General features: G+C 71.6%; 17 protein-coding genes. 7 read left to right on the top strand and 10 right to left on the bottom strand.

The genetic code is table 11. From position 1 onward, the window contains the following. Window positions 1–53 precede the first annotated feature (53 nt). Window positions 54–1,457 (bottom strand): glycoside hydrolase family 16 protein, encoded by a 1,404-nt coding sequence (locus ACIQAC_RS07485; protein WP_402187938.1) that lies wholly within the window; start codon window positions 1,455–1,457, stop codon window positions 54–56. A gap of 360 nt (window positions 1,458–1,817) precedes the next feature. Between ACIQAC_RS07485 and ACIQAC_RS07480 the strand changes: the two genes are divergently transcribed. Further along, a complete protein-coding gene (locus ACIQAC_RS07480; RefSeq protein WP_402187936.1) occupies window positions 1,818–2,231 on the top strand; it encodes a VOC family protein in 414 nt (137 codons plus the stop codon). 133 nt (window positions 2,232–2,364) lie between these two features. Here ACIQAC_RS07480 and ACIQAC_RS07475 read toward each other — a convergent pair whose 3' ends face one another. The 7 genes from ACIQAC_RS07475 to ACIQAC_RS07445 all read right to left on the bottom strand — a co-directional run bounded on the left by ACIQAC_RS07475 (window position 2,365) and on the right by ACIQAC_RS07445 (window position 13,316). Continuing rightward, window positions 2,365–4,047, bottom strand: a complete 1,683-nt coding sequence (locus tag ACIQAC_RS07475) for a PHP domain-containing protein (RefSeq protein ID WP_402187934.1) — start codon at window positions 4,045–4,047, stop codon at window positions 2,365–2,367. A 52-nt stretch (window positions 4,048–4,099) separates the two neighbouring features. Further along, on the bottom strand, window positions 4,100–5,959 hold the full coding sequence (locus ACIQAC_RS07470) for a LamG-like jellyroll fold domain-containing protein (RefSeq protein WP_402187932.1): 1,860 nt from the start codon (window positions 5,957–5,959) through the stop codon (window positions 4,100–4,102). Between the two features lie 93 nt (window positions 5,960–6,052). Beyond that, window positions 6,053–8,980, bottom strand: coding sequence for a glycoside hydrolase family 2 TIM barrel-domain containing protein (locus ACIQAC_RS07465; RefSeq protein ID WP_402187930.1), 2,928 nt, complete (start codon window positions 8,978–8,980; stop codon window positions 6,053–6,055). Continuing rightward, entirely contained in the window at window positions 8,977–9,816 is an 840-nt protein-coding gene (locus tag ACIQAC_RS07460; protein WP_402187928.1) for a carbohydrate ABC transporter permease, read from the bottom strand. The genes ACIQAC_RS07465 and ACIQAC_RS07460 overlap by 4 nt, the downstream gene beginning before the upstream one ends. A gap of 15 nt (window positions 9,817–9,831) precedes the next feature. Continuing rightward, window positions 9,832–10,788, bottom strand: a complete 957-nt coding sequence (locus ACIQAC_RS07455) for a carbohydrate ABC transporter permease (RefSeq protein ID WP_402187926.1) — start codon at window positions 10,786–10,788, stop codon at window positions 9,832–9,834. Further along, the gene (locus ACIQAC_RS07450) at window positions 10,788–12,074 is read right to left on the bottom strand and encodes an ABC transporter substrate-binding protein (RefSeq protein ID WP_402187924.1); all 1,287 of its coding nucleotides are present in this window, start codon (window positions 12,072–12,074) and stop codon (window positions 10,788–10,790) included. Before ACIQAC_RS07450 ends, ACIQAC_RS07455 begins: the two co-directional genes overlap by 1 nt. 189 nt (window positions 12,075–12,263) lie before the next feature. Then, window positions 12,264–13,316, bottom strand: a complete 1,053-nt coding sequence (locus ACIQAC_RS07445; protein ID WP_402187922.1) for a carbohydrate kinase family protein — start codon at window positions 13,314–13,316, stop codon at window positions 12,264–12,266. 128 nt (window positions 13,317–13,444) lie between these two features. Between ACIQAC_RS07445 and ACIQAC_RS07440 the strand changes: the two genes are divergently transcribed. The 4 genes from ACIQAC_RS07440 (at window position 13,445) to ACIQAC_RS07425 (ending at window position 19,886) form a co-directional block, all read left to right on the top strand. Then, entirely contained in the window at window positions 13,445–14,242 is a 798-nt protein-coding gene (locus tag ACIQAC_RS07440; RefSeq protein ID WP_402187920.1) for a DeoR/GlpR family DNA-binding transcription regulator, read from the top strand. Next, window positions 14,239–15,579, top strand: coding sequence for a 6-phospho-beta-glucosidase (locus ACIQAC_RS07435; RefSeq protein WP_402187919.1), 1,341 nt, complete (start codon window positions 14,239–14,241; stop codon window positions 15,577–15,579). Before ACIQAC_RS07440 ends, ACIQAC_RS07435 begins: the two co-directional genes overlap by 4 nt. A 222-nt stretch (window positions 15,580–15,801) precedes the next feature. Beyond that, window positions 15,802–18,858: an alpha-mannosidase gene (locus ACIQAC_RS07430; protein WP_402187917.1), complete on the top strand. Its 3,057-nt coding sequence runs from the start codon at window positions 15,802–15,804 to the stop codon at window positions 18,856–18,858. Between the two features lie 170 nt (window positions 18,859–19,028). Beyond that, window positions 19,029–19,886, top strand: coding sequence for a sulfotransferase family protein (locus tag ACIQAC_RS07425; protein WP_402187915.1), 858 nt, complete (start codon window positions 19,029–19,031; stop codon window positions 19,884–19,886). A 49-nt stretch (window positions 19,887–19,935) separates the two neighbouring features. Here the strand turns inward: ACIQAC_RS07425 and ACIQAC_RS07420 are convergent, their stop codons facing one another. After that, the gene (locus ACIQAC_RS07420; protein WP_402187913.1) at window positions 19,936–21,618 is read right to left on the bottom strand and encodes a carbohydrate binding domain-containing protein; all 1,683 of its coding nucleotides are present in this window, start codon (window positions 21,616–21,618) and stop codon (window positions 19,936–19,938) included. Between the two features lie 70 nt (window positions 21,619–21,688). Beyond that, window positions 21,689–22,831 (bottom strand): ATP-grasp domain-containing protein, encoded by a 1,143-nt coding sequence (locus ACIQAC_RS07415; protein WP_402187911.1) that lies wholly within the window; start codon window positions 22,829–22,831, stop codon window positions 21,689–21,691. Window positions 22,832–23,158: 327 nt separating this feature from the next. On the opposite strand from ACIQAC_RS07415, the gene ACIQAC_RS07410 reads away from it, so the two are divergent. Together ACIQAC_RS07410 and ACIQAC_RS07405 are read left to right on the top strand one after the other, a co-directional pair. Further along, window positions 23,159–24,019: a metallophosphoesterase family protein gene (locus ACIQAC_RS07410; RefSeq protein ID WP_402187910.1), complete on the top strand. Its 861-nt coding sequence runs from the start codon at window positions 23,159–23,161 to the stop codon at window positions 24,017–24,019. Beyond that, window positions 24,016–24,696: a 4'-phosphopantetheinyl transferase gene (locus ACIQAC_RS07405; protein ID WP_402187909.1), complete on the top strand. Its 681-nt coding sequence runs from the start codon at window positions 24,016–24,018 to the stop codon at window positions 24,694–24,696. Before ACIQAC_RS07410 ends, ACIQAC_RS07405 begins: the two co-directional genes overlap by 4 nt. The last annotated feature ends 384 nt before the right edge of the window (window positions 24,697–25,080 follow it).

The following is a 25,080-nucleotide window of genomic DNA, read 5'->3' as shown; positions in this document are numbered from 1 at the left end:
TGAGACATCTCAGGGCGACCGGACCCCTTGGTCCGCGGCGCTCGGTTCGCTTCTCAGCGGGCGAAGTTGAACCAGTTCACGTTGACGAAGTCGGCCGGCTGTCCGCTGGTGAACGTCAGATACACGTCGTGGACACCGGTCACCGCCCCGATGTTGGCCGGCACGGTCCGCCAGGACTGCCAGCCCCCGGTGTTGCCCACCGCGAAACTCCCGACCGGCGCGTTGCCACGGCTGTCCAGCCGCACCTCGACCAGTCCGCTGACGCCGCCCCCGGCGCCGCTCGCCACCCGCGCCACGAACTGCCGGGCCGCCGTGGAGCCGAAGTCGACACCCCGGTAGTGCGCCCAGTCGCCGTTGGCCAGCGCGGCGATGTTCTGCCCGCCGCCCGAGTCGGTCGTGGTCTCGGTGACCGTGCCGGACTGGGTGTCGCGCGACTCGGCCTGGATCGGGCTGTAGGCGTTGCGGTTGCCGGTCGGCGGCGGGGTCGTGCCGCCGCCGGAGGACAGCACCTGCACGTAGTCGACGACCATCGGATGGCCCGGCACGGTGTTGGCGTCGGGTCCGCCGCCGAACGCGTCGACGAAGCCGCCGCCCATCGCCACGTTCAGGATGATGAAGAAACCGTGGTTGGTGGCGTTGGCCCAGGTGGTCGCGTCGACCTGGTTGGCGCGCACGGTGTGGTAGTTGAGGCCGTCGACGTAGAAGCGGATCTCCTCGACCGCCGTCGAGCGGTCCCACTCCATCCGGTAGGTGTGGAAGCCGGACTGGCAGGTGGAGCCCGGGCAGGGGGTGGAGCCGCCGATGCCGGTGGTCTCGTTGCAGGGGCCGCCGGGCGAGGTGCCGCAGTGCATCGTCGACCAGACGTTGTTCAGGCCCTGCACGTTCTCCAGGATGTCCAGCTCGCCGACGCTCGGCCAGTTCCAGTAGTTGCCGCGGAAGGGGGTGCCCAGCATCCAGAACGCCGGCCAGTAGCCGCGCGCGGCCGTGCCGGTGACGTTCGGCATCTGGATCCGGCTCTCGACACGCAGGGTGCCGCCGGCCGGGGGCTGGAAGTCGGTGCGGTTGGTCTCGATCCGGCCCGACGTCCAGTTGCCGGCCGCGTCGCGCCGCGGGGTGATGCGCAGGTTGCCGGAACCGTCCAGGGCCACGTTGTCGGTGCTGTTGGTCATCCTCTCGATCTCGCCGGTGCCCCAGTTCGCCGGGCCGCCGGGGTACGAAGTGCCGGTCGCGTACTGCCAGTTCGCGGTGTTGACGCCGGTCCCCGCGGCGCCGTTGAAGTCGTCCGTGAAGACCTCGGTCCAGCCGGACGGGGGCGGGGGAGCGGTGGCGTTCGCCGAGGTGCTCGCGGCGGTCGCGGCGACCGCGGTCAGGGCGAGGGTGCCGAGAACGGCGACGAGGGCGCGCCGGACGCGGCCGGGTCTGCCGGTGGTGCCGGGGGTGCCGGTGGTGTCGCTCATGGGGGGTCCCTCTCGGGTACGGGTTGAGCGCGGACGGGCGTGGGAAGTGGTCCCGGGAGCACGCTTGAGAGCGCTCTCAGGTCCGCCCAATGTGCTCGCGGTCACTGCGGCCGTCAAGAGGTGAAGCCGTGAATTCCCTTGGATCAAGGGTGAGTTCATCCGGTGAAGCGGCTCGCGCCCCCTGCGGCGCAGCCCGGTGACCACGCCGGATCCTCGGCGGGGGCGGCGGTTTGAGGGGTCCGTCGTACGGGGGAGAGGCGGGGGTCGTCTCTCCTGCGGGCGAGATACGGGGGCCCGGGGAGGAATCGTCGGGGGCGGTGGGGAGTTGGGGGGTGTACGTCCACCGACCGAGGAGTGTTGATGTCCGACATACCCGCCGTGCGTGAACTGCGGCTTGTCGTCACCGCCGAGTCCGCCGAGGGTTACGAGGAGGCGTTGCGGTTCTACCGGGACGTGCTGGGGTTGCCCGAGCGGGCCGCGTACTCCTCGCCGGACGGGCGGGTGGCGATTCTTGAGGCGGGGCGGGCGACGCTGGAGATCACGGATCCCAACCATGCGGCGTTTATTGACGAGGTCGAGGTGGGGCGGCGGGTCGCCGGGCATCTTCGGGTGGCGTTCGAGGTGGACGACTCCGTGGGGGTGACCTCGCGGTTGGCGGACGCGGGGGCGGAGGTGGTGGCTCCGCCCACTCGTACGCCGTGGAATTCGCTCAATTCGCGGCTTGAGGGGCCGGGGGGTTTGCAGCTCACGTTGTTCAGTGAGTTGGGGGAGTAGTCGGGCGCGGGGCGTGGGGGTTTCGCCCCCGCCGCCCCTTCCCGTCCCGTTCCTGGGGGCTGTGCCCCCAGACCCCCCTTCGGCCCCGAAAGGGCCTTGTCCTCAAGCGCCGGACGGGCTGGAAGCAGGCCGGTCAGTGGCCTGCCACGTCTACGAAGATCGGGTTCGTGTAGAACCACGTGTCCTTCCACGGGTCGCCGTTGCCCGGGGTGTGGGGGATCGGGCCGTGGGGGTCCACCGATGTGCCCAGGTGGCCGGGGCCATGGTGGTTGCCGTCGCTGCCGCGCAGGCGGACGTAGAAGGACTCGTCGCCCGCCGCCACCGGGATCCGCAGGGTGTACGTGCCCCTGCGGCCGGAGACGTCCTTCGTGGCGACGACCCGGGTGTCCGGCGCCCGCCAGGCGTCCCGGTCGCGGACCGGGCCGTGCACGGCGCCCCGGATCACGTCGACGTGCGCCAGGTCGGGCAGGATGCCCTCGGGGTTGGGGCGGGAGGCGCCGGTCACCGTGATGTCGAGGGTCAGGCGTTCGCCCTTGCGTACTCGCAGCCGGCCGCCCAGCGTGACGCCGCGTCCGTGGTCGTGCTCGCGCCTGAGCCGCACGTCGAGGCCGTCCAGCAGATGCCCGTGGTCCAGCCAGACCCGGCCGGCCCGCAGGCCCGCCATCACGGCGCCGTAGCCGTAGCGGGTGACACCGACGTGGGTGCGGCTGAACTGGCCCGGCCAGAAGTCGCTGCCGGGCTGCGGGGTGTCGGTGTTCACCGGGTCGGGCAGCCGGCCGGTGTTGTCGAAGTCCTGCCCCGGCGGCCAGTCGCCGTTCTTCCAGGTGTCGAAGACGATCCGGTGGGCGTCGGAGTTCGTGGTGATCGAGAAGAGGCGTCCTTCCGCCAGCATCGAGTCCCACAGGCCGCCGACGGTCGCCGTCGCCCAGTCGAATCCGCCGTACGTGAGGTATGCCTCCGCCGGGTAGCCGGGCCAGGACTGTGCGGACGGCCTGTTCTCGTACTCGCCGCGGATCGAGTTCGTACCGCGCCGGCCCGGAATGGCCGCACCCTGGGCGCCGGGTGCGCCCTCCATGCCGATCATGATCTCGGGGGCCGCGTCGCGCCAGGCGCGCATCTCGTGCGGGGAGTCGATGCCGAGCCGCAGCGGGTGGTTGGCGAGCACCAGCACGTCGTCGACATAGCCCGAACGGCGTTGCCGTGCCAGCCACTTGATGGCGGCGACGGCGTGCGCCTCGTTGCGGGCGGTGTCCTGGTCGGCGGCGCCGCCCTTGTCGTAGCCGAGGAGCTTGCCGTCGTAGGCGCTCTCGAAGCGGGTGAGGAGGTCGACCTCGTTGCGGCCGGGCGCGGTGATGACGGTGGCGTGCTCGGCGGCCGGGATGTACCACTCCAGACCCTGGAAGATCAGCTGGCGCGGGTTCTCGGCGCGCGCCCGTCGGATCTCCTGGTGTTCGAGTTCTGCGCCGTACCTGGCGTGCCCGAAATTGGAGTGCTCGGTGAACACCATCCAGTCCAGACCGAACCCGGCGCCCTTCGCGGCCAGTTGCGAGAACGTGTACTTCGCGTCGTGGCTGTAGACGGTGTGGATGTGGTGGTCGCCGACGAGGTGGGCGAGGATCGGGTCCTCGCCGCCGTAGCCCCGGTCGGGCGAAGACGAGGGGGCTGCCAGTGCCGGGGTCGCGGCCGGACCCAGCGCGAACGCGGCTCCGAACAGGCCTGCCCGGCGCAGGAGTCGGCGGCGGGACGAGCCCTGAGAGTCGAGGGTGTCGGGGGTGACGGACGGGTCGGCCCAGGCGGGCAGCTGCTGCTCGGTCATAAGAGTCCTCGAAAAAGGTCTGCGGGGCGTCAGGGGCGTCGGTGGTGTGGCGTCAGTGGTTCATGAACTGGGTGACCGGCAGCGCGCGGTCGACGATCCTCACGTCGCCGAGCCAGCCCTGGTGGATCTGGTCGATCCGGCCCCCGTACTCGTAGCCCCCGACCAGCCACGGCAGACCGACCGAGGTGAGCCCCGTCGAACGGGCGGTGGGGTTGCGGACAACCGGGCAGCCCTCGACGTACATCGTGGTGTGGCGGCCGTCGTTGACGACGGCGACGTGCCACCAGACCTCCCGGGCGGTCTCGTGGCCCCAGTTGGTGGCGATGCCCTGCTGGTTCACCGGGCGTACCGCCCACTGCGGGCCGGGGCCGTCCGACAGGGACAGCGTGGCCGGCGGCTCGTCCGGGTCGCCCTCGGTCCTGCCCGCCTGTCCGCCGGTGCCGGACCGGCCCACCAGTCCGCCCCAGGCGTTGCGGGACGCGTTCCAGTCGGCGGGCGTCTTGTAGAACGCCTCGACGGTGTAACCGCGCGGGAACGTCGCCGCGTTGAGCGGTGCCCCCTCGACCGTACGCAGATAGGCGCCCCGCAGCGGCGACTTGTCGCCGTCGAAGCGCAGGCTGCCGTGGCCCGGCTGGTCCGGGTGATGATCCGCGGACCAGGTGAGGGTGCCGTCCAGGACCCGCTGGAGGGTCAGGTCGTTGCCGTGGCCGGACAGGTCACGGACCGTGCCGGTGACCGCGGCGCCGGCCTCGTGGCCGTCGAACCGCCAGTACGCCTGCGTGCCGCGCACCAGCACCGCCGACGTGGGGCGGGCGGGCCGCGCGGGCACCGGGGCGAAGCCGGCGAACCGCTCCTCGAAGTCGATCGGCACCGAGAACCGGTCCTCGTCGCCGGTCAGTTCCAGCTCCTGCCGCTCCAGCGCGTTGAGCCCCTTGGCGGCACGGCCCAGGATCCACGGCGACACCGTCTCGACGTCGATGGTGTTGCGGTCCAGGTCGAAGCGGTAGAGGCGGATCATCGCCGCGCCGCCGTAGTAGCGGTTCTGGTAGTTCGTCAGATGCAGATGGACGTCGTTGCCCGCCGCGTTCCTGCGCACCGCGCGGGCGGCGGGCCAGTAGTGGCCGTTGAGCGTGAGGAAGATCTGGTCGTGCCCGGCGATCAGCCGGTCCCACAGCGTCTGGCCGTACGAGGACAACGCGTCGTCGCCGTGGACCAGTTCGTGGGTGGTGAGGACGACGGGTGTCCTCGGGTGGGCGGCGATGACCTGCTCCGCCCAGGCGAAACCCTTGTCCGACAGCCGCCAGTCCAGGGCGAGCACCATCCACTGCCGCCCGCCCGCCTCGAACAGGTGGTACGAGTTGTAGCCGTCGGGCGAGGCACCGCCGAAGGTGCGCTTCCCCCGGAACCGGTCGGGACCGAACTCCTCCAGGAACGGTGTCGCGCCGCGCTGGTCGTCCGTCGAGGACCGCACGTCGTGGTTGCCGGCGACCACGCTGTAGCCGACGCCCCGCCGGTCCAGGATCCGGAACGCCCGGCTCGCCGCCCCGACCTCCGCCTCCGCGCCGTTCTCCGTGAGGTCGCCCAGGTGGGAGAGGAAGACGATGTTCTCCTCCCGGCCCTGCTCCAGGAGATAACGCAGGGACGCCTCGATCGGCTCGGCGTCGATGCTCGGCCCGTCGAACAGGTACTGGGTGTCCGGCATCACCGCGAGCGTGAAGCGGCGGCCGTCCGGGTCCGGACGCCAGGCGCCCGCGGTGGCCGCCTCGGCCCCGGTCGCCGCCTCGGCCCCGGCGGCCGGCAGCGCGACCGAGGCGGTGGCGGCGCCGAGCAGTGCGGTCGCCCGCAGGAAGGTACGTCTGCCGGCGTCGGCCTGCGGGGCCTCACACCGGTCGTGGTCATGCGAAGTGCACACGGGAGCTCCGTCGATGGGTCGGAAACGCTCGGGCCAGTCATCGGCGACCGGTGAGAGAGGTGAGGAGAAGGGGAAGTGGAGGGGACCGGCGGGTCAGAGCACTCGCAGCGTCCACGCCCAGCGGTGTGTGCCCGTCGGCACGAGGTACTCCGGTGAGGTGTCGGGCCCGCACGACGCCGTGCCCAGGCCCCGGTGCGCCGCGTCCAGATGCACCACGCACCCGTCGCGGGGCGTCAGTTCGTCGTGATGGGCGGCAGCCGCCAGGTCGGCGGCGCGGTAGCGGGTGACACCCACCTGGAGGGGCCGGTCCAGTTCCACCGCGAGCCCGGTGGCGTCCGGCGCGGACAGCGTGAACCGGCGCATCCCGTGCCGGCCACCGCTCTCCTGCGGCCGCAGATACGGCGTGAACAGCTCGTCGACGGCCCGGGAATGGTGCCCGACCGGCGCGCCCGTACTGCGGTCCGGGTACGACTCCCACGGCCCCTGCCCGAACCACTCCAGCAGGTCCAGTCCCGCCACCGTCTCGAAGACCGACCCGACACGGGCCACGTCGTCCAGGACGGCGGGCAGCTCGGCACACTCCTCGACGCGGATGCCGCCCTCGACGGCCGTGAACACCTGCTCGTGCCGGACGACGATCCGGTCCGCGCCCCGGTACTCGCAGAGCACACCGACCCCCGCCCCGTCCCGGCGCACGGCGACCAGCCTGCGGTCCAGGGCGTCGAGCCGCCACGCGCGCCAGCGGGCCGCCATGCCGCCCAGTTCGTCGTTGTCCGTCGGCGCCCGCCACAGCGTCAGCGTCGGCGCGGCCGTCAGCAGCGGATGGACCAGCAGTCCGTCCGCGTCGACCTCCACCGTGCGCTCCGGCGCGAGGACCGGCCGCGCGGGTGCGGGCGCCGGGCGCAGCCGCACCTGCGGCAGACACACCACCGTGCCGCGCGGCGCCCAGGGTTCGTCCCGCGCGGTCGTGACCTTCAGCGTCAGCCAGGCCTCGCCGCCGTCCTGCGGCAGCTCGAACGGCAGCGGCACGGGGCCCGTCTCGCCGGGCCGCAGGTCCGGGAGTTCGGCCGGTGCCGTACGGGTGCCGCCCTCGGCGAGCGAGAGCACCCACTCCGCGCGCAGCCACTCCAGGGTCCGGAAGTGCTGGTGGTTGCGGACGACCGGGCCCTCGTGCCGGAAGCACTCCAGGCGGACCGGTGCCGCGATCTCCCGGTGCTCGTACAGCACCGGCTTGGGTGTGCGGTCCGGGAACACCACACCGTCCGCGACGAACGCGCCGTCGTGGAACGCCTCGCCGAAGTCGCCGCCGTACGCCCAGCGGTACCCGGGCGCGGCGACGCCTTCCTCGTACAGGCCGGCGCCCGTGCGCCCGGCCGGTCTGCCGTCACTCACCCGCTGGAGGATGCCGTGGTCCCAGAACTCCCAGATGAAGCCGCCCTGAAGTCCCGGGGTGGCCTCGATGGCCGCCCAGGTGTCGGCCAGTGTGCCGTTGCTGTTTCCCATCGCGTGCGAGTACTCGCACTGGATGAGCGGCTTGGTCTGGGTGCCGGACAGCGCGTGGGCCACGCACTCCTCGATCGGCGCGTACATCGGGCAGGCGATGTCGGAGGCGACGTCCGGATCCGCCCAGCCGAGCTTGGCGGCGCCCTCGTACTGGAGCGGCCGGGTCGGATCGTGCCGGCGTACCCAGCCCGCGGCCGCGTCGTGGTTCGCCCCGTAGTCGGACTCGTTGCCCAGGGACCAGACGATCACCGAGGGGTGGTTCTTGTCGCGCAGCACCATCCGGGAGACGCGGTCCACGAACGCGTTGAGGTAGCGGGGGTCGTCGGCGATCTCGTGGGCGTGGTCGTGCGACTCGACGTTCGCCTCGTCGACGACGTAGAGGCCGAGTTCGTCGGCGAGGTCGTAGAGCGCCGGGTCGTTCGGGTAGTGGGCGGTGCGGACCGCGTTGAAGCCGAACCGCTTCAGCAGACAGAGGTCGGCGCGCATCTCGTCGTAGGAGACCGTGCGGCCGGTCAGGGGGTGGAAGTCGTGCCGGTTGACGCCCCTGATGAAGACCCGCTCGCCGTTGATCAGCAGGTCCCGGCCGCTGATCTCGACGTCCCGGAAGCCGGTGCGGTGGTGGGAGGTGTCGGCGACGGAGCCGTCGGCGCGGTGCAGCCGGACCGTGAGGCCGTACAGCTCGGGCGTCTCGGCGGTCCAGGTCCGCACGTCCGGGACATGGGTGCGCAGCAGGGCCTCGCCGAGGAAGTCGGAGACCCGGTCGTCCTCGGCGTTGGCCCGGTCGAACTCCGTGTCCTGCGCGAGGGGCAGCCCGTCCAGCTCCCCGCTGACGTACCACCCGTCGGGCAGTGCGCCGCCCGTGTCCCGCACCCGGCACTCCACGCGCAGTTCACCGTCGCGCCGCGCCCGCACGCGTACGTCGGCCAGATGTAGGTGATCCGTCGCGTACAGCAGCACCGGGCGGGTGATCCCGGCGTGCCACCACTGGTCCTGGTCCTCGACATGGGTGGCGTCCGACCACTTCACGACGGTGAGGCGGACCACGGCGGGTGAGCCGGGCCGCACCACGGCCGTCAGATCGAACTCGGCGGCCAGGTGCGAGTCCTTGGAGATCCCGACGGGCCGCCCGTCCACCTCCACCAGGAGCACACTCTCGGCGGCCCCGACCTGGAGCACGATCCGCCGCCCGGCCCACTCGGCCGGCACGTCCACCTCCCGCTCGTACACCCCCGTCGGGTTGGCGGCGGGTGGGTACGGCGGGAACTCGGCGAACGGCGTCCGGACGTTGGTGTACCACGGCGGGTCGCCCGTGTCCTGCACGGTCCAGGCGCCCGGCACGTACGCCGACGACCACCGCCCGGAGACGGCCGTGTCGGGGGAGGGCAGCAGCTGGAAGCGCCAGTCGCCGTCCAGGCGCAGGGCCCCTTCCCGCCGGTCCACGGCGGACATCGGCAGCCTCCCCCAGGAGGTCACCTCGGGCGACTCCCAGGGGCGCAGCCAGGAGAACGGCGAGGTCATCCGCGGACGGCTCCCTTGGCGAGGTCTCCGATGATCTGCCGGGCGCCGATCGCGAAGACGACCAGCAGCGGGATCAGGGCGAGCAGGGCGCCGGTCATGACCATCCCGTAGTCGGTGGTGCCGTGGGTGCCGTTGAGCTGGGACAGGGCGACCTGGAGGGTGACGTTGCCCGGGTCGGTGAGGGCGATCAGGGGCCACGCGTAGTCGTTCCACTGGCCCATGAACGTGAAGATGCCGAGGAAGGCGAGGCCCGGCCGGACCACCGGCAGCGCCACGTGCCAGTACTGGCGCAGGAAACCGGCGCCGTCGAGCTTGGACGCGTCGAGCAGTTCGTCGTGGATGGCGCCCTTCATGTACTGGCGCATCCAGAAGATGCCGAACGCGTTGGCCGCCGCCGGCACGATCAGCGCGGTCATCGAGCCGATCCAGCCGATCCTCGCCATGATCACGAACTGCGGGATGGCCGCGAGCTGCGCCGGGACCATGAAGATCGCCATCATCATGCCGAACAGCATCCGGCGGCCCGGGAACTCGAACTTGGCGAAGACGAACGCCGCGAGCGAGTCGAAGAGCAGCACCAGGAAGGTGACGGTCGTCGCGACGAGCAGCGAGTTCCACATCGACCCGAAGAAGTCGATCGCGTCGAGCAGGTTGCGGACGTTCTCCATGAAGTGCGAGCCGGGCAGCAGCTTCGGCGGGTAGGAGAAGATCTCCGACGAGGTGTGCGTCGACATGATCACGGCCCAGTAGAACGGGAAGGCCGAGAGCAGCAGTCCGACGACGAGTGCGCCGTGCAGTGCGGCGCCGCGGCGCCGGGATCCCTTGACGGTGGTCATGGTGGCCAGGTCTCCCTATCGCTCGTCCCGGCGCTGGAGCAGGCGCCAGTTGATGACCGAGAAGAGCACGACCACGAGGAAGATGCCCCAGGCCACGGCGGCCCCGTAGCCGAAGTCGTTGTTGTCGAAGGTCTGCTGGAAGAAGTAGAGGACCATCGTGCGGCCCGCGTGGCCGGGACCGCCCGAGTACGTCGACTCGTTGGCGGTGTTCTGGAGCAGCACCTGCGGTTCGGAGAAGCTCTGGAGTCCGGTGACCGTGGAGACCACGAGCACGAAGAGCAGCACCGGGCGCAGCAGCGGCAGGGTGACCCGGAAGAAGGTCTGCACGGGCCCGGCGCCGTCGATGCGGGCCGCCTCGTACAACTCGCCGGGGATGGTCTGGAGTCCGGCGAGGAAGATGATCGCGTTGTAGCCGGTCCACTGCCAGGTCATCAGCGTGGCGATGGCGATCTTGATGCCCCACGGGGTGTTCAGCCAGGCGATCTGGTCGAGACCGACGGCCTGCAACAGGGCGTTCACCAGGCCGAAGTTGGTGGAGAACACCGAGCCGAAGACGATGGCGATCGCGACGACCGAGGTGACGTTCGGCAGGAAGTAGGCGAAGCGGTAGAGGTTCTTGAGGCGGACCGCCGAGTTGAGCATCACGGCCGTCACCATCGCCAGGAAGATCATGGGGAAGGTGGCCATCGCCCAGATGACGATCGTGGTGCCGATCGAGGACCAGAAGTCGCTGTCGGTCAGCAGGTACTCGTACTGCGAGAGCCCCGCCCACTCCATGGCGCCGAGCCCGTCCCAGCGGTGCAGGGACAGATACAGCGAGAAGCCGACCGGGATCAGCCCGAAGGCCAGGAACAGCAGATAGAACGGCGAGATCGCGGCGTACAGCCGCCAGTGCCGCAGGATCCGGCCCGGCCTGCGCGGCGGCGCGGGGGGCGGGGCGACGGCGGACGGGGTCTCCTCCAGGACGGCCATCAGAAGCTCACCCCCAGGTGCTTGGCAATGCGCCGGCACTTGCTCATCGCGTCCTCCCAGGCCCGCTCGGGGTTCTTGCCGAGGACGCCGACGTTCTTCAGCTCGTCCTTGATCGGAGTCGAAAGAGCCACGTCGTACGGGCTGTTGTAGGCGACCGGGATCTTCTCGGCCGCCGGACCGAAGACGTCGATGGTGGCCTGTCCGCCGAAGAACGGGTCGGGCTCGCGCAGCTTGGGCAGCGTGTACGAGGCCGGGCTGGACGGGAACAGGCCCGCGTCCACGAAACCCTGGGCCTGGTTGGCCGCGTTGAGCGTCCAGGTGATGATCTCGAACGCCCGCTCCGGCTCCCGGCACGCCCGGGTGATCGCGAGGAACGAGCCGCCGATGTTGGAGGGCCCGCCCGGACAGTCCGCGACCCGCCAGCGCCCCTTGGTCTTCGGCACCCCGAGCTTCAGGTCGCCGGTGTTCCAGGAGGCGTTGAGCTGGCTCGGCAGCTTGCCGTCCTCGACCGCGGAGAGCTGGTCGGGGGTGCCGCTGACCAGGTCGGAGACGATCCGGCGCCGTTTGGCGTCGACCGCCCGCGCCCAGGCGGTGCGCACGTGCTCGCCGTCGCCGATGAAGTTGCGGTCCTTGTCGACGTACCGCCTGGTGCCCTGGTTGACCGACATGTCGAAGACGCTGGTGACGTCCGTGAGGATGTACGTCCCCGGCAGCGCCCGCTTCAGCCGTTCACCGGCGTCGAAGAAGGCGTCCCAGGTGTCGAGTTCACGGGAGACGTCGGCGGGTTCAAAGGGCAGTCCGGCCTTCTCGAAGACCGCCGGCTGGTAGTAGTGCGCGACCGGGCCGCAGTCGATCGGGAAGCCGATCATCGAGCCGTCGTCGGCGATCGCCTGGTCCCACTTCCACGGCAGGTACTGGTCGCGGTAGCGGTCGGCGCCGAGGTCGCGCAGGTCCACGAACTGGTCGGCGTTGGGCAGATAGGACGCCATGTCCTCGCCCTTGAGGCCCGCGATGTCGGGGATGTGGGCGCCGCCCGCCATGGTGGTGAGCAGCTTCGAGCGGTAGTAGCCGCCGATCTGGATGGCCTTGAGGTCGACGTCGGCGTCGTAGCGGGCCGTGGCGTTCTTGACGACGGTGTCGCTGAGGCCGCCGCTCCAGTACCACAGGACCATGTTCCGGCCGGTCGAGCCGGTCGGGACGGCACAGCCGGCCGTCAGACCGCCGAGCGCCGAGGCGGCCGTGGTGGCCAGTCCGGCGCGCAGCAGGCCTCTTCGTGAGAGCCGCACCGCTCCCACCGCCTTTCGGATCTGTTCGGGTCGTCGCGTACTGCTCGGGTGTGGGGCATCGGAGAAGGGGTCACGCCGCGCGGGCGGCGGCCGGTGGGGGACGGTGCGTGCCGCGCGGGCGGGGGGTGTCGGGGGTGCTCACGGTCGGGGGTGTCGACGGTGCTCGCGGTCGGAGGGTGCCGGGGGTGGTCATGGGCGGGCCGGTGGGGTCACGGGCGCGTACCGGACCGGCGGGCCGACGTTCGGGGGCAGCCGGTCGGCGAGGAAGCCGTACGCCTGCCGGAGCCCGGGGTCGGTCACCGTGCGCCACCACTGGTCCACGCCGTACCAGCCGGGTGCCGCGAGGCCGCCGCCGTGGTGGCCCACGGACAGCCCGGCCGCGAGGACCGCGAACCGCAGCCGCTGCTCCAGCGGCCAGCCGCCGAGCGAGGCGGCGACGAAGCTCGCGCCGAACACGTCCCCCGCCCCGGTCGCGTCCAGCACCTCGACGTCCAGGGCCGGCACCTCGGCGAACTCGCCGGTCGTCTGGTCCACGGCGATCGCGCCGTCGCCGCCGCGGGTGACCACGGCCACCGGCACCAGATCGGCCAGCGCGTGCAGCGCCGCCATCGCGCTGTCGGTACGGGTGTACGCCATCGCCTCGGCCTCGTTCGGCAGGAAGGCGTGGCACAGCGCGAGCTGTTCCAGCAGCGCGGCCGACCACTGCTGGGTGGGGTCCCAGCCGACGTCGGCGTGGATGAGCGTGCCGTTCGTGGCGGCCTTGGCGAGCCAGGCCCGCGGCTCCGCCTCCAGATGCACCAGGGCGGTACGCGCCGGCGGCGGGTCGCCCATCAGCGTGTCCTGGGAGTACGGGGGTTCCTGGCCGTGGGTGACGAGGGCCCGGTCGTGCCCGTGGGCCGCGCCCTGCGCGCCGGGCAGGGCGAGCGAGACGGTGACCGGGGTGGGCCAGGCGTCGGCGACGCGGGACAGGGCGAGGTCCACACCCTCCTGCCCCGCGAGCACCTCCTGGCAGTGGGCGCCGTAGAAGTCGTCGCCGAAGACGGTGGCGAGGGACGTGCGCAGACCGAAGCGGGCCGCGGCGACCGCGAGGTTGGCGATACCGCCTGGACCGCAGCCCATGCCGGACGTCCAGATCTCCTCGCCGGGCGCCGGCGGACGGCCGAGCCCGGTGAGGACGAGGTCGTAGAAGAGCAGCCCGGTCAGCAGGACATCGGGCCGGTCGTCGTCCTCGTGAACGTCCACATGAACGCCCTCTCGTCAAAAGTCTTCATTTCGATGACCGGAATCGTGCGCCGAGGGGTGGTGATTGGTCAATAGTCGAGCAGAACCGAGCATAGAAATGATTGAAGATGACGAGTAGTGTTCAGCGCGTGCTGGCAGAACGACGACACCAACTCATCCTGCGCGCCCTGCGCTCCGGCGGCCCGGCCGCCGTGACCGACCTGTCCGAGCAACTGGGGGTGAGCCCCGCCACGGTCCGGCGCGACCTGGTCAAACTGGAGGAGGACGGGCTGCTCACCCGTGTGCACGGCGGCGCCGTCGCCGACGAGGGCGACCAGCCCTTCGCCGAGGTCGCCGAGGTACGGGTGACCGAGAAGGACGTCATAGCCGCGCACGCCGCGGCCCTCGTCGAGGACGGCCAGTCGGTGCTGCTCGACATCGGCACCACCGCCTACCGCCTCGCCCGGCAACTGCACGGCCGCCGCCTCACCGTGATCACCAGCAACCTGGTGGTCTACGAGGAGCTCGCCGACGACGAGGGCATCGAACTGGTGCTGCTCGGCGGCATGGTCCGCCGCGAGTACCGCTCCCTGGTCGGCTTCCTCACCGAGGACAACCTGCGCCAGCTGCACGCCGACTGGCTCTTCCTCGGCACCAGCGGGGTCCGGCCCGGCGGACAGGTCATGGACACCACCGTCGTCGAGGTGCCGGTCAAGCGGGCCATGATCGCGGCGGGCGACCGGGTGGTACTGCTCGCCGACGCGGCGAAGTTCCCGGGCACGGGCATGGCACAGGTCTGCGGTCCCGCGGATCTGGACATGGTGGTGACGGACAGACCCGTCGCGGCGGCGACCCGCACCGCCCTGGAGGACGCGGGCGTCGAGGTGGTCGTCGCGGGGGAGAAGGCGGCGGGAAAGAACGTGGCAGGAGAGGCGGAGACGGCGTGAGGCTGACGATTCTGGGCGGCGGCGGATTCCGGGTGCCGCTGGTGTACGGGGCGCTGCTCGGCGACCACGCCGAGGGCCGGGTCACCCGGGTCGTGCTGCACGACCTGGACGCCGGGCGGCTCTCCGCCGTCACCCGCGTCCTCGCGGAGCAGGCGGCCGGTGTCCCCGACGCCCCCGAGGTGAGCGCGACCACCGATCTCGACGAGGCGCTGCGCGGCGCCGACTTCGTCTTCTCCGCGATCCGCGTCGGCGGCCTGGAGGGCCGCGCGAACGACGAGCGGGTGGCCCTTGCGGAGGGCGTCCTCGGCCAGGAGACGGTCGGCGCGGGCGGGATCGCCTACGGGCTGCGGACCGTGCCCGTCGCCGTCGACATCGCCCGCCGGGTGGCGCGGCTCGCGCCCGACGCCTGGGTCATCAACTTCACCAACCCGGCGGGCCTGGTCACCGAGGCCATGTCCCGCCATCTCGGCGACCGTGTCATCGGCATCTGCGACTCACCGGTCGGCCTCGGCCGCCGTATCGCCCGTGTCCTCGGCGTGCAGAACCCCGCCGAGGCCTGGATCGACTACGTCGGCCTCAACCACCTCGGCTGGGTCCGCGGCCTGCGTGTCGCGGGCCGCGACGAACTGCCGCGCCTGCTCGCCGACCGCGATCTGCTCGGCTCCTTCGAGGAGGGCAAGCTCTTCGGCACCGACTGGCTCCAGTCGCTCGGCGCGATCCCCAACGAGTACCTGCACTACTACTACTTCAACCGCGAGGCCGTCCGCGCCTACCAGCAGGCCGAGCAGACCCGCGGCGCCTTCCTCCGCGACCAGCAGGCCCGCTTCTACGACGAGATGCGCGCCCCCGACGCCGGCGCGCTCACCGCCTGGGACCGCACCCGCGCCGAACGCGAGGCCACCTACATGGCCGAGAACCGCGAGACGGCCGGCGCCGGCGAGCGCGACGCGGACGACCTGTCCGGCGGCTACGAGAAGGTGGCCCTCGCGCTGATGCGGGCCATCGCCCGCGACGAGCGCACCACGCTGATCCTCAACGTCCGCAACCGCGCCACCCTGTCCGTCCTCGACCCGCAGGCCGTCATCGAGGTGCCCTGTCTCGTCGACGCCAACGGCGCCCACCCGGTCGCCGTCGACCCGCTGCCCGACCACGCGAACGGGCTGGTCTGCGCGGTCAAGGCGGTCGAGCGGGAGGTCCTCGCGGCGGCCGAGTCCGCGTCCCGCGCCACCGCCGTGAAGGCGTTCGCGCTGCACCCGCTGGTCGACTCCGTCAACGTGGCCCGGCGGCTCGTCGAGGGCTACACCGCGGTCCACCCGGGCCTCGCGTACCTCACGTAGACCGGGTCCGCCCCCGCGGCCCCGCCGGCATCACTCGGGACCCCGCGCTCCCGCCTGCTCCACCCGGCCCCCGCGGTCCCGCCTGTTCTACCCGGCACCCGTCGCCCCGCCTGTTCCACCCGGCACCCGCGGCTCCGCCCGTACCACCCGGCATCCGCCGCCCCGGCCGCCTCGTGCGGTACCCGCAAGACCACGTACAGAGACCTCGGGAGGGGTTGTCCCATGCACGACGAACGCCGACGGATCGAGGAGCGCGTCGCCCGCGTCCACGACCAGCGCATCAAGCCGGCGATCTACGCGGCCACCACACCCCTCACGGTCGAGGCCTGGCACACGCCGGGGGAGCCGGTGTCCTTCTCGGATGCCGCCGCGGCCACGTACGAGCCGTTCGCCATGGACACCCCGTGGGGCCCGCCCTGGGGCACCACCTGGTTCCGGATGCGCGGCGAGGTGCCCGCCGACTGGGCGGGCCGGCGCGTCGAGACGGTCATCGACCTCGGGTTCGTCGGCGACTGGCCCGGCAACCAGGCCGAGGCCCTGGTCCACCTGCCCGACGGCACCCCGCTGAAGGCGGTCAACCCGCAGAACCAGTACGTGCCGGTCGCGTGCCCCGCGGCGGGCGGGGAGACGGTCGCCTATCTGGTCGAGGCGGCCTCCAACCCCGACATCCTGGCCAACGACTTCGCGGCGCCCACCCCGCTCGGCGACGTCCTCACCGCCGGCGACAAGCCCCTCTACACCTTCCGCCGCGCCGACCTCGCGATCCTCGACGAGAACGTCTGGCACCTCTCCCTCGACATCGAGGTGCTGCGGGAACTGATGCTGGAGCTGGGCGAGCACGACCCGCGCCGGCACGAGATCGCGCACGCGCTGGACACCTCCCTCGACGCCCTCGACCTGGACGACATCCCCGGCACCGCGGCCGCCGCCCGCGAAGTCCTGGCACCCGTACTCGCCAAGCCCGCGCACGCCAGCGCCCACACCCTCTCGGCCGTCGGCCACGCGCACATCGACTCCGCGTGGCTGTGGCCGATCCGCGAGACCAAGCGCAAGACGTCCCGGACCTTCTCCAACGTCACCGCACTGGCCGACGAGTACGAGGAGTTCGTCTTCGCCTGCTCCCAGGCCCAGCAGTACGAGTGGGTCCGCGACCACTACCCGAAGGTGTGGGAGCGCATCAAGAAGGCCGTCACGGACGGCAGTTGGGCCCCCGTCGGCGGCATGTGGGTGGAGGCCGACGGCAATCTGCCCGGCGGCGAGGCGCTCGCCCGGCAGCTGATCCACGGCAAGCGGTTCTTCATGGACCACTTCGGCATCGAGACCAAGGGCGTCTGGCTGCCCGACTCGTTCGGCTACACCGCCGCCTACCCGCAGCTCGCCAAGCTCGCCGGCAACGACTGGTTCCTCACCCAGAAGATCTCCTGGAACCAGACCAACAAGTTCCCCCACCACACCTTCTGGTGGGAGGGCATCGACGGCACCCGCATCTTCACCCACTTCCCGCCCGTCGACACCTACAACGTCGAGTTCTCCGGCAAGGAGATGGCCCACGCCGTCCGCAACTACCAGGACAAGGGCCGCGGTACGACCTCGCTGGCGCCCTTCGGCCACGGCGACGGCGGCGGCGGTCCCACCCGCGAGATGCTGGAGCGCGCCCGGCGCCTCGCCGACCTGGAGGGCTCCGCGAAGGTCCGCGTCGAGCACCCGGACGCCTTCTTCGCCGCCGCCCGCGAGGAGTACCCGGACGCGCCGGTCTGGGCGGGCGAGCTCTACCTGGAGCTGCACCGCGCCACCTACACCACCCAGGCCCGCACCAAGCAGGGCAACCGGCGCAGCGAACACCGGCTGCGCGAGGCCGAGTTGTGGGCGACGACCGCCGCCCTGCACGTGCCGGGCCACACCTACCCGTACGAGCGTCTCGACCGGCTGTGGAAGACGGTCCTGCTGCACCAGTTCCACGACATCCTGCCGGGCTCGTCCATCGCGTGGGTGCACCGGGAGGCGGAGGCCGAGTACGCCCGGGTGGCGAAGGAACTGGAGGAGCTGACCGGCGAGTCGCTGGCCGCGCTCGCGGCGGCCGGCACCCCCGCCCCCGCCGTCCTCAACACCAGCCCCTACGACCGCACCGAGGTCGTCCGCGCCCCCGACGGCACCCTCGCGCAGGTCACCGTCCCCGCGAACGGCAGCGCCCCGCTCACCCCGCAGACGCCCGCGCACCCGGTCACGACCACCGCCCGCACCCTCGACAACGGCCTCGTCCGCGTCGAACTCGCCGACGACGGCACCCTCGCCTCCGTCCGCGACCTGCGCGCAGGGCGCGAGGTCCTCGCCGGACAGGGCAACCTGCTCCGCCTGCACAGCGACCTGCCGAACTACTGGGACGCCTGGGACATCGACAAGCACTACCAGAACCGATTCACGGACCTGCTCGACCCGTCCTCCCTCACGGTCGTCGAGGAGGACCCGCTGCGCGGCGCGCTCCGCGTCGAGCGGACCTTCGGCCGGGGCTCCCGGATCACCCAGACCGTCACCCTGCGCGCCGGCAGCCCGCGGATCGACTTCGAGACCGAGATCGACTGGCACGAGGCCGAGAAGATCCTCAAGGCGGGCTTCCCGGTGGACGTACGCGCCCCGCACTCCTCCGCCGAGATCCAGTTCGGTCACGTCCAGCGGCCCACCCACACCAACACCAGCTGGGAGTCGGCCCGCTTCGAGGTCTCCGGCCACCGCTGGGTGCACATCGCCGAACCCGGCTACGGCGTCGCCGTCATCAACGACTCCACCTACGGCCACGACGTCTCCCGCACGGTCCGCGAGGACGGGGGTACGACCACCACGGTCCGGCTCAGCCTGGTGCGCGCGCCGCGCGTCCCCGACCCCGAGGCGGACCAGGGCCACCACCGGCTCACCTACGCCCTGCTGCCCGGCGCGACCATCGAGGACGCCGTCGCCGAGGGCTACGCCCTCAACCTCCCGCTGCGCGTGGCGGAGACGGTCGGCGTACCGGCCCCGGTGGTCTCCGTGACCGGCGAGGGTGTCACCGTCGAGGCGGTCAAGCTCGCGGACGACACCTCCGGCGATGTCGTCGTACGGCTCTACGAGTCCCGCGGCGGACGCGCCACCGGCACCCTGCGCACCGGATTCCCGCTGGCCGGAGCCGAACTCACCGACCTCCTGGAGCGGCCGCTCGGGCCGGTCGCGCGGGACGGCGACACGGTCGGGGTGACCCTGCGGCCCTTCGAGGTGCAGACACTGCGGCTGTCCGTACGGGAAGCGTGAGGACGTTTCCCATCAAGAATTAAGGAAGCGGTAAAACGGCTGTTCACGGCGGCCGATGGGGCCGCCGTGAACCGGATTCGTTGCCTCCGCGACACCTGGAGTTTGCTTTGCTTGCCTGAGATGCCGGAGGCAGGCGAGCGAGAAGAGGTGTCACGGTGCGGGATCCACGTATGTCCGCGATCGGGAAGGGTCTCAAACGGCGCGGCAGACTGATGGCCGAGGCCATGAGCCCGCCCCGGCGCCGGCTCGACGCGGTACCGAGCCAGCCACGGCCCAAGGACGGCTATGTCGCCCCGCGCGCCCCGCGCCTGGTGGAATCACCCGTCTTCGTGCTGTCCTCGGTGCGCTCCGGCTCGACCCTGCTGCGGGTCCTGCTCAACAGCCACAGCCGGATCCGTGCCCCGCACGAGATGCACCTGCGCACCCTGCACGTCCGGCTCGGCCGGGACTTCACGGCCACCGCTATGAAGGAACTCGCCCTGGACAAAGAGGAGTTGGAGCACGTCCTGTGGGACCGGGTGCTGCATCTGGAGCTGTCCCGCAGCGGCAAGAGCGTCATCGTCGACAAGACCCCGGCCAACACCCTCATCTGGCCCCGGCTGCACCGATGTTGGCCCGACGCCCGCTTCATCGTGCTGCTGCGCCACCCCGGGGCCGTGATCACCTCCCTGATGAGCCGCCGCACCCACCCCGACCTCGACCAGATCCGCACCGAGGTCCTCAACTACGGCGAGCGGCTGGAAGAGGCCCGCACCGGACTGCCGGGGGCCCACATCGTCCGATACGAGCACCTCACCGGCGACCCGCAGGCCGCCACCCTTGCCCTGTGCGACCACCTCGGCGTCCGCTGGGAGTCCACGATGCTCGACTACGGCAGCAAGGACCACGGCACCTTCCGGCCGCAGCTCGGCGACTGGAGCAGCACCATCAAGTCCGGCCGCATCCAGTCCGCCCGCTCCGCCGACCCCGCCATAGAACTGCCGCCGCGCCTGGTCGAGCTGGCGAAGGCGTGGGGGTACGAGGACTGACGCCCGGACGTTCCCGGGCCCCGGCACCCCCACGCGACCGAGCGGGTGATCAGCCGGTGAAGCCGGCCGTGATCGAGGTGAACTGCCAGTTGTTCTGCGCGATGCCGGAGCAGTTGCTCACCACTCCGCCACCCGGGCACGGCCGGTCACGGTTGACCGCCCAGAACGCCAGCCGGGCCAGATGGCGGGAGTTGGCGTAGTCGCGGATCTGGGTCCACGTCTGCACCGAAGTCAGCTCCTGCTGGTCACTCAGCCCGTTCATGCCGGAGATGCCGATGTGCGCGTACGCCGTCGCGTCGTCCCACCCGAAGGTGGACCTCAGCTTGTTCTTGAGGCCTTCGGTGGCGTTGACCGTGTTGCCGTACATGTCGGCGCCGCCGCCGAAGTCGAACGGCATGATCGTGAACACGTCGATGTTCGCGTTCAGCGCCCGTGCCTGGTCGATGAGCCGGTTGCCCCAGGTGGTGGGCCCGGTCGTCGACGTACCGAAGGTGAGGATGGTCCGCAGACCCGGGTTGTTCGCCTTCACGATCCGCAGGGCGTTCAGGATCCGGTCCTGCACGACCGCGTTCTCGAACTCGTCCGTGTTCTCGATGTCGACGTCGATCGCCTTCAGCCCGTAGGCGTCGATCACCCGCTGGTAGGCGCCCGCGAGCGCCTCGGCCGTCGAGCAGTTCGGCCCGAGCTTGTTGCCGCTCCAGCCGCCGATCGACGGGACGATGTCACCGCCCGCCGCACGGATCGAGTTGATGACGGACTGGTCGTTGCCGCCGGTCAGCGGACGGCTGCCGTCCCAGGCCGGGTTGCAGCCGCCGGACGAGAGGATGAACGCCATCGTGTACCACCTGATGCCGGTCGAGTTCATCACCGAGGCCGCGTTCGGCGGATCGCCCCAGCCGAGGAAGAGATAGGGCGCGGCCTGCTTGAAGCCGGGAGTCACCGGGCCGGAGTCGGTGGTCACGGCGACCGCGTTCGAGGCCGCCGAGGCGTTGCCGGCCGCGTCCCTGGCCCGCACGGTGAAGTTGTAGGCGGTACTCGGCGACAGCCCGCCGACCGTGGCACTGGTCCCGGAGACGCTGAGCACCTGGCTCGACCCGCTGTAGATGTCGTACGCCGAGACACCCACGTTGTCGGTCGAGGCGTTCCACGCCAGGGTCACACTCGACGAGGTCTTCGCGGTGGACCGCAGACTGCCCGGCACGGTCGGCGCCTGGGAGTCCGGCGGGCCGCCGCCCGGACCGTCGAGGCTGATGTCGTCGGCCTGGTATGTGCCCTGGCCGTACCAGCCGTGCACGTACACCGTGGCGCTGGTCTGCGAGGCGCCGGTGGTGAAGGACAGACTCAACTGCGCGTAGCTGGAGGGGGAGGTGGTCCAGGTCGCGGAGCCGCCGTCGACCCCCAGGTACACGTACGAGCCGCGCACCCAACCGGTCACCGCGTACGTGGTGTTGGGCTGGACCGCGACGGTCTGGCTGCACCGGGCGTTGTTACTGGCGCTCGCGGCGCCCTGGAGCGCGCGCGAGCCGCCGTGCACGGGCGAGGAGACGACCGAGCCCAGATTGCCGCCGCAGGACCAGGGCGAGAGGGCCCCGGACTCGAAGCCGGGATTGGAGAGCACATTGGCCGCGTGGGCCGTGCCGGGCAGCGCCACTGCCCCGGTGAAGGCGAGGGCGGCGGCGCCGAGCAGGGCGAGCAGACGTCGCCCGGTCCGTCCGAAAGGTAGGTTGCGCACGCGATCTCCCTGGATGAAGTGGGGTGTTCGGGAGTACGAGTGGTGCGCTGTCCAAGTTGGTATGGACCAATTAGGGTGTCAAGGGCTGCAACGGCAGCACATGTGCCGTCGCCTTGACCGACTTGCCCGGCGCGGGCGCCGGAGCGGGGGGCAGCAGTGGCTCCGGCTCCTCCGCGCGCGCCACCGGCGCCGCCGCCATCACCGGGCGCGGCCCCGACACCACCGTGTAGTCCTGGCCCAGGAACGGCGGCTCCAGCTCGCCCGGATCATCACCGAGCGCCAGCCGCACGGCCGCCCACGGCGCGTTCAGCCCGCACAGGGACAGCTGGTGCAGACCGCCCGCCGGACGCGCGTTGACATCCATCAGCACAGGACGGTCGCCGAACATACGGAACTGGATGTTGGACAGGTAGTGCAGCCCGAAGCCCTCCGCGGTGCGCCGCGCCGGCTCCACCCACTGCTCGTCCAGGGTGAACCCGCGCCGCCGCCCGTTCTTGGTCCGCCCCACCGCCAGCCGCACCCGGTTGTCGGGACCGGTCAGACAGTCCACCGACACCTCCGGCTGTTCGAGCCGCGGCATCACCAGCCAGTCGACCGGCTCCTCGGCGCCGCGCAACGCCTGGAGCACCAGGTCGAGTTGGACATAGGGGCCGGGGAAACCGCTGAGGTGCAGCAGGGAGAAGGGGGTGCGGGTGATCTGCCGGAACCCGACGCCGCCGGCGCCGGACGCGGGCTTGAAGCACGCCTTGTGTCCGCCGGCCTCCAACTCCTCCACGGCGGCGAGGAGTTCGTCGGCGCTGCGGACCCGCCACCAGGGCGGCACCGGCACCCCGATCGCCTGCACGGCCTCGTAGGCGATCACCTTGTCGTGGAAGACGGCCACCGCCTCGGGCGGCGGGGCGAGCAGCGCCGTACCGACCGCCTCGAAGTCGGAGCGGTGCGCCACGATCGCCGACTGGTGCAGCCGGGGCACGAAGACATCGATGCCACGGCGTGCGCACTGGTCGAGCGCGAACTCGACGTATCCGGCGGGGGAGAGGCCCTCGGGCTCCAGCTCGGCGGTGTCGGCGGCGGCGAGCACGGGGGAGTCGGGGTCACCGTGGGTGGCATGGATCTCGACGGCCCGGTCGCTGGGATTTCGCCTCAGCTGATCCATGAAGAAGACGTTCTCCGCGTACGTGCGGTTGAGCCAGACGCGTACGCGAGAGACCATGCAGGCCGCCTTTCACGGTTCGCGGGCACGGCGGAGCGAGGCCATGCCCGGCCAGGGGTGGTTGGAGGTACACCAAACCGCCCTGCGTGACAGGAGATTCGCGGCGGTGGTGTCGGGGCGATCATACGGGTTTCAAGGGACCCGGCGTGCAACATGCGTGTTACGGATTTTCCGATGTTGTCCCCCCTCGGAATGTTGGAACGCCGGATCCCGTTCACCGTCGCGACGATCCCGTGCGCCACGGGCCGCACTCGGCGGCCCGCGCTTGCCCGGCACCCCGCAGATGTGTTCTCGTGGTCACGTTCGGGTGATCGGAGGGGGTCACAGGTGACATCCACGGCCGGCGGTACCGGTCAACTGCTGGCCATCAGCGACCTGCACATCGGGTACGCGGAGAACCGGGCCCTGGTCGAGCAGATGCGCCCCGAGTCGGACGACGACTGGCTCCTCGTGGCCGGTGACGTGGCGGAGACCGTCGCCGACATCCGCTGGGCCCTGGAGACCCTCGCGGGCCGCTTCCGCAAGGTCGTCTGGTCGCCCGGCAACCACGAGCTGTGGACCCATCCCAAGGACACCGTCACCCTGCGGGGTGTGCCGCGCTACGAGTACCTCGTGGAGCTCTGCCGGGAACTGGGCGTCGTCACGCCCGAGGACCCGTACCCGGTCTGGGAGGGCCCCGAGGGGCCGGTCGCCGTCGCGCCGCTCTTCCTGCTGTACGACTACAGCTGGCTGCCGTCCGGCAGCACCACCAAGGCCGAGGGGCTGGAGTACGCCCACTCCACCGGGGTCGTGTGCACCGACGAGTACCTGCTGCACCCGGACCCGTACCCGACCCGCGAGGACTGGTGCCGGGCGCGCGTGGCGGAGACCGAGCGCAGGCTGGAGGAGCTGCCCGGCGATCTGCCGACCGTGCTGGTCAACCACTACCCGCTGGACCGGCACCCCACGGAGATCCTCTGGCACCCGGAGTTCGCCATGTGGTGCGGCACCCGGCTCACCGCCGACTGGCACCGCCGCTTCCGCGTCCGCACCATGGTCTACGGCCATCTGCACATCCCCCGGACCACCTTCCACGAGGGCATCCGCTTCGAGGAGGTGTCGGTCGGGTACCCGCGCGAGTGGCGCAAGCGGTCCGATCCGCCGGGCCGGCTGCGCCGGATCCTGCCCAAGGAGGTCGCGGCCCGGTGATCGAGGAGCTGCTGCCCGGCACGGTGGTGGCCGTGGAGACCTTCGGCTCCGACGGGAGCGAGGAGGCGGCGCTGTACCCCGAGGAGGCGGCGCTGGTGGCGCAGGCCGTGGCCAAGCGCCGCGGGGAGTTCGCCGCCGTGCGGGTCTGCGCGCGCAGTGCCATGGAGAAGCTCGGGGTGGCGCCGCAGGCGATTCTGCCGGGTGAACGGGGTGCGCCTGCGTGGCCGGAGGGGGTGGTCGGCAGCATGACGCACTGCGACGGGTACGCGGCGGCGGCGCTGGCCCGCGCCGGCGACCTGGCCTCCCTCGGTATCGACGCCGAGCCGCACGGGCCGCTGCCGGACGGTGTCCTGGAGGCGGTCGCGCTGCCGGCCGAGCGGGTCCGGCTGGCCCGGCTCGCCGCCGGGCGGCCCCAAGTGCACTGGGACCGGCTGCTGTTCAGTGCCAAGGAGTCCGTCTACAAGGCGTGGTTCCCGCTCACGCGCAAGTGGCTCGACTTCTCCGAGGCGGACATCGAACTCACCGAGGACCCCGACGCACCCGGCCAGGGCCGGCTCCGCGCCGAACTCCTCGTCCCCGGGCCCCTGGTGTCGGGCCGACGCCTACGCTATTTCGAGGGCCGCTGGACCATCGCGACCGGTCTGGCGACCACGGCAGTAACAATCCCACACACCTGACGCCGACACCGCGGTCCGATGGGCGCAGACCGCGCAGTTCCCCGCGCCCCTCAGAGGGCACGTGCGGGTCCGGTGGGGGCGTGTCGCGCAGTTCCCCGCGCCCCTGAGAGGCGCCCCCGGCGTCTGGCTGCGAACCGGTGCCGAGGTGGGCCGACGTCGCGGGTCCGTGCGGTCCGGTGGGGGCTGGCCGCGCAGTTCCCCGCGCCCCTGGGAGGCGACCCGGCGTCTGGCTGCGGGTCGGTGTTGGGGTGGGCGGGCGTTGTGGGTCCGTGCGGTCCGGTGGGGGCTGGTCGCGCAGTTCCCCGCGCCCCTGGGAGGCGACCCCGGCGTCTGGCTGCGGGTCGGCCGCGGGGCCGTACGAACGCGGGTCCGGCTTGTAGGGGC

This window comes from Streptomyces sp. NPDC088387 (assembly GCF_044753385.1).
GTDB lineage: Bacteria > Actinomycetota > Actinomycetes > Streptomycetales > Streptomycetaceae > Streptomyces.
Note: the sequence above shows the minus strand (reverse complement) of the source record. Positions and strands in the feature narration are given on the sequence as shown.